Here is a 9,880-nt window from a genome sequence, read left to right on the forward strand (position 1 = left end):
GAGCACGGGGGAAGGTGAGCCTGCTCGAAAAACCATGACCCTGAGCGAATCGGCGTTCATTCCTGAACCCGATCCGTTGTAGCGAACCGGACGCCGCCCTGTGGAGGTTCGGGGGCGGGTCGCGCCGATCCGGCGCGAATGAAAACCTGACGGGGAGGAGACCGCGATGCATGCTCGCCCAGGCCCGTCCCGACGCGACTGGCTGCGCGCCGGCCTCGGTGCCGGGGCCGGCCTCGTGCTCACGGGTCCCGCGCGGGCCATGCTGCCGCCCTCCGCCACGCTGCTGGTCCCGGGCCCGGAGGGCGGCGCCTTCGCCCGCCTGGCCGAGCGGCTCGCCGGCTCCCTCGCCCGCGGCGCCACCACCGCCCTTCGCCTCAGCCATAGCGTGCTGGGAGGGCCGGATGGCGTGACGGCCGCCAACCGCTTCGCGACCGCGGGCGCGCCGGATGGCAAGACGCTTCTCCTCCTCCCCGGCGCTGCGGCGCTCGCCCGGCTGATCGGCGACCCGCGGGCGCGTTTCGACCCCACCGGCTGGCTGGCGGTCTGCGCCGTGCAGGGGACGGCGGTGGTGGCGGGGCGGGACGCGCTGCCGCCGCCTGGCAGCGCGCCGCGCTTCGCCCTGGGCGGGCCGGACATGCCGGATGCGGCGGCGCTGCTCGGCCTTGACCTGCTGGGCCTGCAGGCCAGCCCGGTGCTCGGCCTGCCGCCGCCACGGGCCGAGGCGGCGCTGGCGCAGGGGCGGGCCGAGGCGGCCGTGCTGCAGGGCGCGGATGTCCCGGCGCGGCTGCAGGCCATCGGCGCGCGGCCCTGGTTCACGCTGGACCCGGCCGGCATCCGCGACCCGGCCCTGCCGGAGGTGCCCGCCCTGGCCGACCTGACGGGGTGGGGATCACCCGAATTGCGCGGCGCCTTCGCCGCCGCCGCCGCCTGCCTGCGGCTGCCGGCCGCCCTCGTCCTGCCCGCACTGACGCCGGCGGATGTGGTGGCGGCCTGGCGCGGCGCAGCGCAGCGCTGGCTGGAGGAGGAGGCGCGCCAGGGCTGGGCCCCCGGGCTGCGCGCCCTGCCGGGCGCCGAGGCGGCGTCGCTGGTCGCGGCCATCGCCCCGCCGCCGGCCGCGGCGCTGGCCTATCGGGAATGGTTGCTGCGGCGGCTCAACTGGCGGGCCGATTGATATCAACGGCCCGGATGCGTGACCGCATCCGGGCAGGAGCGCCACACTGGCGGCGAACTGGCGCCTGGGCTGCAGGGGTCCATGATTGGGGCGGTTGGTATGACACCGCCCGGCAGGGACCATCCCCCAAGGCTGCGGCTGACCTTGATCTCGCCGACAGGACCACCGGTCGCGCCGCGGCAGCCTGCCGGCCGACAGGGTCAGGCGTTGCCGGGCTGGCCCGCGAGCCGGGCGAGCTCCTCGAGGGCCAGGCCGGCCTGCGCCCGGATCATCGGCACCATCTGCGTCGGCGGCAGGCCGCAACGCGGGTCCATGGCGATCCTTGCCGTCCGCTCCAGCAGCACGGCCCCGACGGCCGCGGCGGCGCCGGCCAGGGCATGGGCCGCGCGGCGATAGGTCTCCGGATTGCCGGCCTGTCCGGACCGTTCCAGCTCGGCCGTGAGGCGGCCGAGATCCTCCCGGAAGGTCTCGATGATGCGCCGGAATTCGGCGGGCGGCAGGATCTCCGCCAATTGCGCCGTCATCCCGGGATCAAGGGCGGTCATTCCCGGCCTTTACCGCTGCGCCCAGGGCGTGCGCTGCCAGAGGCCGCGGTAATCCGCCTCCTGCGCCCGGAGGCGGGTGAACCAGGCCTCGCCCGGCTCCCAGGCCGGCTCGGTGAAGCGGCCTTCCAGCTGCTTCACGAATTCCGGGTCGCGGGCGATGTCCTCCGTTGCCTCCCGCAGCCGCGCCAGGATGGCGGGCGGCGTGCCGGCGGGCAGGACGAGGCCACGCTCGGAGGCCATCTCGACGGGGTAGCCGAGTTCCTTCAGCGTCGGCACGTCCTGCCGGAAGCGGCTGCGGCTGGCGCCGCCCTGCGAGAGGATGCGGAGATTGTCCGGCACCTGCAGGACGGCGCCGAGATTGAGCCCCATGCAGTCCACCTGCCGGCCGAGCACCGCCGCGCGGAGCTGCGGGTCGCCCTGGAAGACCACATGCGTCATCCGGATGCCGGAGGCCGCCTGCAGCAGCACGAGTTGCAGATGGTCGTCGGTGCCGACGCCGGGGGAGGCATAGGTCAGCCGGTCGGGCGCGGCGCGGGCGGCCTCCAGCAGTTCCGGCAGGGTCCGGTAGGGGCTCTCGGCATGGACCGTGATCGCGCTCGGGTCGGTCACGAGATTCCCAAGCGGGGCGAAGTCATCCAGCTTGAACTGCGCCTGCCGCTCGATCGGAATGGTGAGCAGGCCGGGAAAATTGGTGGTGCCGATGGTGTGGCCATCCGGCCGGGCGCGGGCGACGCTGGCCAGCGCCAGTTCCCCGCCCGCGCCGGGGCGGTTGTTGACCACGACGCTGCCGCCGATTCGCTTCTCCAGCGCCCGGGCATAGCTGCGGGCGTCGAGATCGGTGCCGCCGCCGGCGACGAAGCCGACGACGATCTCGATCGGCCGCTCCGGCCAGCGCGGCTGGCCGAGGGCCGGGGCAGCGAGCAGCGAGGCGCCGGCCGCCAGGACGGTACGACGGGTGGTCACGCGGCAGCCCTCCCCTCATTCGATTCGCGCCAGGCGATCAGGCGGCGCAGGCCCTCCTTCATGTCCACCTCCGGCGTCCAGCCGATGGCGCGGAAGGCTTCCTCATGCGCGATGCGGAAGGCGCCGCCGCTGGTGAGCCGCACCTTTCCCGGCTCGTTGCCGACGAAGATCGGCTCCGGCCCGCCCCCGGCCAGTTCGGTGACGAGCCTGACGAGTTCCAGCGTGGTGATCGGCGCGGGACCCGATGTGTTGACCGCGACATCGGTCGCCTGGCTCTCGAAGGCCATGCGGTTGGCCCGCGCGAGGTCGCCGACATAGACGAAATGCTTGGTCTCCGACCCGTCGCCGAAGACCTTCGGCGCCTCGCCACGGCGGACGGCATCATAGGTTTCGATGATGTAGAGGGCGTTGGCGGCGCGGTAGTGCTGCCGCTCCCCGTAGACGGTCGAGTAGCGCAGGATGACGTAGTCCTGGCCCCATTTGCGGAAGGCGTCGCGGCAGAGCTGCTCGCCGATGATCTTGCTGGCGCCGTAGAGGATGGCGGCGGGCGGCGCGCCGACACTGTGGAAGGGCGTACCTTCGACGAGGTCCCCGCTGACGCCCGGGCCATAGCCATAGACGGCGTTGGAGGAAGCGAAAACGACCTTCTGCACCTTGTTGGCGCGGCAGGCCTCCAGCGCGTTCTGCACGCCGCGGATGTTCACGTCGAGCCCGCCCCAGGGGTCGCGATCCATCGAGAGGGTCATGTAGGCGGCAAGCTGCAGGACACCCGCCATGCCCTCGGTCGCCCGCAGCAGGTTGGCCATGCGCATGACATCGCCGCGGACCAGCCGCAGGCGCGGATGGTCCTTCAGATGCGCGATGGCGGCGTCCGAGCCGAAGGCGAAATTATCGAACAGCACGACCTCGGCCGCGCCATGGTCCAGCAATTCGCCCGCCGTCGCCGAGCCGACCAGGCTGGCGCCGCCGACGATGCAGAACCGGTTGCCGGCGACCGGCACGGCTGGGTTTCCTGGCATGTCCCACTCCCGCAAGCTTGCTTGGGCGGCATCCAAGCGCGCCGGCGGCGAAAGGCCAAGAGCCCGTGGCGGTCAGGAATCGTCCTGGGTCACGCCGACCGGCTGGGCATGCAGCAATTGGCTCGGGCAGAGCAGGGCCAGCAGCTCGGCCTCGGTCCCGGCCTCGTCGGCATCGAGCCAGAGCGCCTGCCAGCGATCCGTCGTCCAGAGGCATTCGCTTGCCTCGCCCCTGTCGCGGTAGCCGAGGAAATAGCGATGCTCCGCCGTCTCGACGTCGACCGCGACAATGAGGTGCCGTGCCATTCCTCTCATCCCCGTTGTGCGACCGGTGCCTCTCCCTCGCTACAGGCGATGCAGCGGGAAGGCCGGCCGGGCGCAGTCTGGCGAGGAGAACACCAGGGCCGCGCCCGGCCGCGCCGCAGGAGGTCAGTGTCGGTTCGGTTCCGCGGCCAGCACAGCTAAGCGCATCAGAGGTGGATTTTCCGGCAACGATATCGTGCGCTGCGTCAAGCTGCCGGACAGGTGATCGCGCGGCCCGCCCCGGTCCAGCGGCTGGTCACGGCGGATGGCATTCGGTTCTGAACGCCCTCCGCCGCAGGTCATCCTTCGTCGGGCAGAGTCACGCTCCCGGGCGCAGTGGCAGGCCATCCGGCGCGGCCTCCGCCACCCGCCGCCTTGGCGGGGGCGGTGGCGGCGGCGGCGGCAGGGGCACCGGCTCCGTGCTGCCGGCGATGAAGAGCCCGAATCGGTGCAGCGCAGCGCGCGCATCGGGTCGGTCCGGCAGGGTGCTCCAGGCCGCGACCAGGACCAGCGCCACCACCAGCGGTTCGAAGGGCGAGCCGGCGCGGCACATCGGCAGGGCCCAGGTGCCGCGGAAAGGCCAGAGCAGGCGGAGCCCCTGCGGCGTCAGCAGGTCGCCCAGCAGGTGGCTGAGATAGCCGGCGACCAGCGGCTCCGCCCAGCGCGCCGGCAGCGCGCCCTGCTGCAGCAGCCAGCCGCAGCCGAGCAGGGCGAGCAGCGAATGGGTGACGCCCCGGTGCCCGAAGGCGCCCGCGACTAGGTCCGAGAGCGGCCGCAGCCGTCGCCCGACCCAGCTCTTCGGGTGGTCGATATCGGGCAGCAGCCCGCCCGCGACGGCGAGGGCGAGCGCCTCGGGGTCGAGCGGGGGGCGGCCGAGATGGGGTGCCGCCGCGATCCAGGCGGCGGCACCGAGGGCGACATGCGAGCCCGCCAACATGGCGGCAGGAACCTTCCGCCCGCAGGGGCTTGTCAGGATACGCGTGAAGAATCCCTGTTAACCCCTGGAATGTCCAATGGTTTTACGAGAAATACGTCTCCGCGCCGCGGCTTCGGGAATGGCCGCGCCTGGGCCGGCCCGTCTGAGGCCCGCCCCTACCCCGCCTTACGCTCGGGCGGCACCCTCTCGAAGGCCAGCACCTTGCCGATGAAGGCCTCCGGCAGCGGCACCGGCTGATGCTCGCCGAGGGTCACGTTCACATAGGTCAGCCGCCCCTCGACGAGCAGCGTGTCGGCCCGGAAGCAGCCCATGCGGAAGCGCAGGCTGGTGCGGCCGAGAGTGGCGACGCGCGCGGCGATCAGCAGCTCGTCGTCGTAGCGGGCGGAGCCGCGGAAATCGAGATTGGCATTGGCCGCCACGATGTCGCAGCCATATGTCGCCAGCCCGTCGGGATACTTGAAGCCGATGGCGCGCATGTATTCGGACAGCGCGACGTCGAAATACATCAGGTAGTTGGCGTTGAAGACGATGCGCTGCGGGTCGAGTTCCGCCCAGCGCACGCGCAGCCGGTGGGCGAAGGCGAAGTCGTCGAGCGTGGAGGGGGCATCGGCCATGCCGGCAGGATAGCGGCTCCCGCCGCCGCCGGTCAGCCCCGTGACAGGCGGCGCAGCGTCGCATGGCGCCGCCCGCGCAGGCCGAAGCCTGCCGCAACAGGCCCTTCGCCGCGAGGTCCCTGCCAGCCATGCCGCGGGAAAGCGCGCCGGCAATCGCCGCCCCGCCCGCCGCTAGGGCACGGGCCCTGTCATGGCCCGCGTGGCCGCGACAGGGGCCCCTTCAGCCTTCAGCGCAGGCCCACCGCCATGGCATAGGGTCCCTGCAGGGGCTGCACGCGTACCGAGCGGAAGCCCGCCTCCCGCATCCAGCCGGCGCAGTCGGCGCCGGTATAGTCGAAGCCGCCCGGCGTCTCGATCAGCATGTTGAGGCTCATCAGCAGGCCATAGGCATTCTCGCGCCGCTCGTCATCGATCATGGCGTCATAGACGATGAGGGCACCGCCCGGCGGCAGGGCGGCATGGGCCTTGCGCAGCAGCGCCAGCTTCTCGGCCAAATCCCAGTCATGCAGGATATGGCCCATCACCAGCACATCGGCAGCGGGCAGCGGGTCGGTGAAGAAATTGCCGGTCCGGAAGCGCATGCGCCGCTCCAGCCCCTGCTCGCGCGCGAAAGCCTCGAAGATCGGGCCGACCTGCGGCAGGTCGAAGCCGATTCCCTCCAGATGTGGATGCGCGCGCAGGATCTCGGCGAGGCAGCCGCCCTGGGCGCAGCCGATATCAGCGACGCTGCGATGCTCCTGCCAGGGGAAGAGCCCGGCCATCGCCCGCGCCGTCGGCCGGCTGAGGCCGGTCATGGCGCGCAGGAAGCCCTCCAGCGCCGCCGGGTCGGCATAGAGCGCCTCGAACAGGCCGGGGCGGTCGTCTCGGATCTCGTTCTGCGGCTGGCCGGTGCGGAGGCCATCGGTCAGCCGGCCCCAATAGGGATAGAGGCGGGCATTCGCCATCTCCAGCATCCCGCCGACATAGGAGGGGCGCGACCGCACCAGGTAGAGCGCCGTCTCCGGCGTGTTGGCGTAGCGCCCCTCGGCATCCCGCCGCAGCATGCGGAGCGCGACGAGCGCGTCGAGGAAGTCCCGCTGCGCGCGGGGATGCAGCGAGAGCCGCTCGCCGATCGCCTCCGCCGGCAGCGGGCCCGCCTCCTCCAGCAGGGTGAAGAGGCCAAGCTCCACCGCGCTCAGCAGCGTCTTGGACTGCCAGAAGGCGAAGCCGAGTTGCAGGATCGCATCCGGTGCCGGCATGCCCGCCTGCTCCGCGGCGGGCCGCTCCGCGATTGCCGTGTCCGTGATCATGGCTGCTTCCTCCCTCGCCTGGCGCCCGGCACGATGCCGCCGGCGCCAGGGCGCGGCGGTGTCGCACGGCCGGGCCGGCGATTCCTGTGCCGCGGCGCACAGGCCGCATGAGGAGCGGCAGCGCCGTCGCCGCGACCTTCGCCGGTCCCGGCGCTGGGGAAATGCCGCGGCTCAGCCCTTGTCGCGCCCCCCGGAGCCGCGCTGGGAGATTTCCCCGCCGAGTTGCCGCAGCGCCGCCAGAAAGCGTTCGGCCGCCAGTTCCGGTGGCCAGGGCCGCCAGGGCTCGCCGCCGAAGGCCGGCAGCAGCGGATCCTCCGCCATGACGGCGGCACGGATGCCGAGCGTCCCGCGCAGCTCGGCGGGCGTCCAGCCCGCGACATGCACCGCCTCGCCCGCCGCCAGGGCGATGTCGCAGGCCTTGTGGGCGCGCTTCGCCTCCGGCGTCCAGGCCGGAAGGGCGTAGCGCAGCGCGACCGCGCCCGAGAGCCGCGCCTGCAGGTCCGCGAAGCCGGCGCCGAGGAAGGGCTTGAGCGGCGAGATGCAGTCGAAGCCGAGCAGCCCTTCCTCGGCATCGTGCAGCAGTTCCCGCCGCGCCTCCGCCTCCGTCAGCCCGCCCCTCGTCTTCGCGCGGCGCAGCGCCAGCACGGCCAGCGAATGCTGCGCGACCGAAAGCGGCGCGCCCGGCCAGACGGAATGCCCGCCCCAGCGGAAGGTGCGGGAGAGGCCGATCGCCAGGTCCTCGTCGGTCCAGTCGAAGGGGGTCGGCGAGATCAGGTCCAGCCGGCGGCCCGAGGGCAGCCGGACCCAGGCGCGCTGCGCCTCCGGCGACGCCTTCCGGCCCGGCCGGGCCATGCCGGCGCGCCCCGGCCCGGGCTCCGCGCGGATCGCGTCCTCCCGGGGCGGGTCCATGCCCTGGTCGTCGGGCGGGCGCATTCAGAACCGCGGCGCGGAAAGGTCGAACTCCTCCATGACGGCCAGATCCTCGGCGAACCAGGCGGCGATGCCGGCGCGGCGCTGGCCGATGTATTCGGGCCGGCCGGCGGCATCGAGCCGCATGGTCAGGTCATGCCCCGGGATCAGCAGCGTCCCCGGCACCTGCCGCCACAAACCCCAGATGCGGTCCAGGCTGGCGCGGCTGGCCCCGGCATCCATGGTCATGTCGGTCGCCATGGAGAGAAGTTCGGCGCGGTTCTTGGCGGCATCGCCGCTGAAGACCACCGGCACCTCGTTGCCGGTCATCCGGTAGACCAGGCAGCCCGGAGTGTGGCCGGGGCAGAGATGGGCGGTGAGGCCGGGCAGGAAGGCCTCGCCATCTTCCAGCAGGTGCAGCTTCGGGTGCCGCGCCAGGTCCTGGACATAGAGTTCCGGCAGCGGGTTGAAGCCGGCCGGCACCTGGGTCGCCCAGCCCATCTCGACCCGGCCGATCCAGATCGCGGCATTCGGGAAGAGGGTGTAGTTGACCGAGTGGTCCCAATGCGCGTGGGTCAGCACCACATCGGTGACACTCGCCGGGTCGCACCCCGCGGCCTTGAGCTGGCGGCCGAATTCCGGGCGGACGGCGAAGGAGCCGACATCGATCAGGATCACCCGCCCATGGCCGCGCAGCAGCGCGATGGTGCTCCAGCCGAGGCCGCCATGGCAGAGCGACTTGCCGGGATAGCCCTGGATCAGCACGTCGAGCTTGTACATGGCGTCGCGTCCCTTCCCTGCGGAACGGGGAGGGTCGCGGCGACGGCGCGCCGCGTCAATCCGAGGGCGGGACCTATGCTGCGGCGCAGCATCGCTCTACTGTAAGCTGGATGAACGCTGCCCCCGCCGCCGGTCCACCGCGCTCCCGCGCCCTGGCCGGCATGGGTTTCATGCTCTCCGCCACCCTCGCCTTCGCCGCCATGGGCGCCTGCTTCCGCCTGGCGCTGGAGGACGGCCTGCCGCTGGCCCTGGTGCCCTTCGCCCGCGGCGCCTTCACCCTGCTGATCCTCTCGCCCTGGCTGCTGCGGCAGGGCCCCTCGGCGCTGGCGACGCGGCGACCGAAGGGCCATCTGGCGCGGGGCGCCGCCGGGATCGCCAGCTTCATGCTCTACCTCCTGGCCGTCCATTGGATGCCGCTCGCCGATGCCATCGCCATCATGCAGGCGCGGCCGCTCTGGGCCCTGCCGCTCGCCGTGCTGCTGCTGGGGGAGCGGCTGCGGCGGGAGAGGGTGCTGGCGGCGCTGCTCGGCTTCGCCGGGGTGCTCGCGATCGCCCGGCCCGACGGGGATTTCTCCTTCGGCGCCGTCGCCGCCGTGGGCAGCGGCATCACCGGCGCCCTGGTCATCATCTGCATGAAGCGGCTCGGCGGCACTGAGCCGGGGCCGCGGATCATCGCCTGGTACGCCATCCTCTCCATCCTGGTCTGGGGACCGGTTTCGGCGCTGTTCTGGCGCACCCCATCGCTGCTCGCGCTGGCACTGCTGCTGGCGGGCTCGGCGGCGGCGGTGCTGGGGGACATGCTGATGCAGGCGGCCGCGCGGCGGGCGGAGATCGGGCTGCTGGCGCCGGTCGAATATGTCGGCATCCCGGCCAGCGCCGTGATCGGCTTCCTGCTTTTCGCGGAGCAGCCGGGCTGGAGGCTCGCCATCGGGACCGGGCTGATGCTGGCGGCGACGGTCTGGCTGGCGCGGGGCGCGCGGCGGGGGTGATCCCCGTACCAACGGCCCGGATGCGGTGACGCATCCGGGCAGGCGCGCCGCCCTGGCGGCGGGCCGCAGACGCAGCCTCGGCGCGGGCCACCGCCCGGGCCGCATGGGGCACCGGCCAGGGCCGTCGCTCTCACGCCTGGCTTATCACATGCTGACGCATGTCCTGCCTCAAACGCCGGCGGCCCTTCGGGCCTTGGCTTCGCGGCATTGGCCGCGGCGCGCAGTCGCGCGCCCGGCCCGCTCCGCAGGCCGCAGGTCGGGACGTCATGCGCCGAGTACCATGTCCTGCCTCAAACGCCGGTGGCCCTCCGGGCCTTGGCTTCGCGGCATTGGCCGCGGCGCGCAGTCGCGCGCTCGGCCCGCT

General features: G+C 72.8%; 11 protein-coding genes. 2 read left to right on the forward strand and 9 right to left on the reverse strand.

Annotation, left to right across the window (positions count from 1 at the left end; all coding sequences use genetic code 11):
- Nucleotides 1-166 precede the first annotated feature (166 nt).
- Nucleotides 167-1,171: a hypothetical protein gene (locus tag LHA35_RS01860; protein ID WP_226603750.1), complete on the forward strand. Its 1,005-nt coding sequence runs from the start codon at nucleotides 167-169 to the stop codon at nucleotides 1,169-1,171.
- A 200-nt stretch (nucleotides 1,172-1,371) separates the two neighbouring features.
- Here the strand turns inward: LHA35_RS01860 and LHA35_RS01865 are convergent, their stop codons facing one another.
- The 9 genes from LHA35_RS01865 to LHA35_RS01905 form a co-directional block, all read right to left on the reverse strand.
- Complete coding sequence (locus LHA35_RS01865) at nucleotides 1,372-1,695, reverse strand: Hpt domain-containing protein (RefSeq protein ID WP_226603752.1); 324 nt, start codon at nucleotides 1,693-1,695, stop codon at nucleotides 1,372-1,374.
- A gap of 30 nt (nucleotides 1,696-1,725) precedes the next feature.
- Entirely contained in the window at nucleotides 1,726-2,679 is a 954-nt protein-coding gene (locus LHA35_RS01870; RefSeq protein ID WP_226603755.1) for a tripartite tricarboxylate transporter substrate binding protein, read from the reverse strand.
- Nucleotides 2,676-3,698 (reverse strand): NAD-dependent epimerase/dehydratase family protein, encoded by a 1,023-nt coding sequence (locus tag LHA35_RS01875; protein ID WP_226603757.1) that lies wholly within the window; start codon nucleotides 3,696-3,698, stop codon nucleotides 2,676-2,678. Before LHA35_RS01875 ends, LHA35_RS01870 begins: the two co-directional genes overlap by 4 nt.
- Nucleotides 3,699-3,770: 72 nt before the next feature.
- Complete coding sequence (locus LHA35_RS01880) at nucleotides 3,771-4,001, reverse strand: hypothetical protein (RefSeq protein WP_226603760.1); 231 nt, start codon at nucleotides 3,999-4,001, stop codon at nucleotides 3,771-3,773.
- Nucleotides 4,002-4,317: 316 nt separating this feature from the next.
- Nucleotides 4,318-4,935: a metal-dependent hydrolase gene (locus LHA35_RS01885; protein WP_226603762.1), complete on the reverse strand. Its 618-nt coding sequence runs from the start codon at nucleotides 4,933-4,935 to the stop codon at nucleotides 4,318-4,320.
- 155 nt (nucleotides 4,936-5,090) lie between these two features.
- Entirely contained in the window at nucleotides 5,091-5,549 is a 459-nt protein-coding gene (locus LHA35_RS01890) for an acyl-CoA thioesterase (protein ID WP_226603766.1), read from the reverse strand.
- Between the two features lie 227 nt (nucleotides 5,550-5,776).
- Nucleotides 5,777-6,838 (reverse strand): acetylserotonin O-methyltransferase, encoded by a 1,062-nt coding sequence (locus LHA35_RS01895; protein ID WP_226603769.1) that lies wholly within the window; start codon nucleotides 6,836-6,838, stop codon nucleotides 5,777-5,779.
- A gap of 171 nt (nucleotides 6,839-7,009) precedes the next feature.
- A complete protein-coding gene (locus LHA35_RS01900) occupies nucleotides 7,010-7,771 on the reverse strand; it encodes a hypothetical protein (RefSeq protein WP_226603772.1) in 762 nt (253 codons plus the stop codon).
- Nucleotides 7,772-8,527 (reverse strand): MBL fold metallo-hydrolase, encoded by a 756-nt coding sequence (locus LHA35_RS01905; RefSeq protein WP_226603774.1) that lies wholly within the window; start codon nucleotides 8,525-8,527, stop codon nucleotides 7,772-7,774.
- A 110-nt stretch (nucleotides 8,528-8,637) separates the two neighbouring features.
- Between LHA35_RS01905 and LHA35_RS01910 the strand changes: the two genes are divergently transcribed.
- The gene (locus LHA35_RS01910) at nucleotides 8,638-9,516 is read left to right on the forward strand and encodes a DMT family transporter (protein WP_226603776.1); all 879 of its coding nucleotides are present in this window, start codon (nucleotides 8,638-8,640) and stop codon (nucleotides 9,514-9,516) included.
- Nucleotides 9,517-9,880 lie beyond the last annotated feature (364 nt).

The sequence above is a fragment of the Roseicella aerolata genome (assembly GCF_020523605.1).
GTDB classification, from domain to species: Bacteria; Pseudomonadota; Alphaproteobacteria; order Acetobacterales; family Acetobacteraceae; genus Paracraurococcus; species Paracraurococcus aerolatus.

Bases quoted from the DNA above. Each gene is read 5' to 3' on its own strand.
- LHA35_RS01860 (WP_226603750.1), top strand. From the start codon at position 167: ATGCATGCTCGCCCAGGCCCGTCCCGACGCGACTGGCTGCGCGCCGGC.
- LHA35_RS01865 (WP_226603752.1), bottom strand. From the start codon at position 1,695: ATGACGGCGCAATTGGCGGAGATCCTGCCGCCCGCCGAATTCCGGCGC.
- LHA35_RS01875 (WP_226603757.1), bottom strand. From the start codon at position 3,698: ATGCCAGGAAACCCAGCCGTGCCGGTCGCCGGCAACCGGTTCTGCATC.
- LHA35_RS01880 (WP_226603760.1), bottom strand. From the start codon at position 4,001: ATGGCACGGCACCTCATTGTCGCGGTCGACGTCGAGACGGCGGAGCAT.
- LHA35_RS01885 (WP_226603762.1), bottom strand. From the start codon at position 4,935: ATGTTGGCGGGCTCGCATGTCGCCCTCGGTGCCGCCGCCTGGATCGCG.
- LHA35_RS01890 (WP_226603766.1), bottom strand. From the start codon at position 5,549: ATGGCCGATGCCCCCTCCACGCTCGACGACTTCGCCTTCGCCCACCGG.
- LHA35_RS01895 (WP_226603769.1), bottom strand. From the start codon at position 6,838: ATGATCACGGACACGGCAATCGCGGAGCGGCCCGCCGCGGAGCAGGCG.
- LHA35_RS01900 (WP_226603772.1), bottom strand. From the start codon at position 7,771: ATGCGCCCGCCCGACGACCAGGGCATGGACCCGCCCCGGGAGGACGCG.
- LHA35_RS01905 (WP_226603774.1), bottom strand. From the start codon at position 8,527: ATGTACAAGCTCGACGTGCTGATCCAGGGCTATCCCGGCAAGTCGCTC.
- LHA35_RS01910 (WP_226603776.1), top strand. From the start codon at position 8,638: ATGAACGCTGCCCCCGCCGCCGGTCCACCGCGCTCCCGCGCCCTGGCC.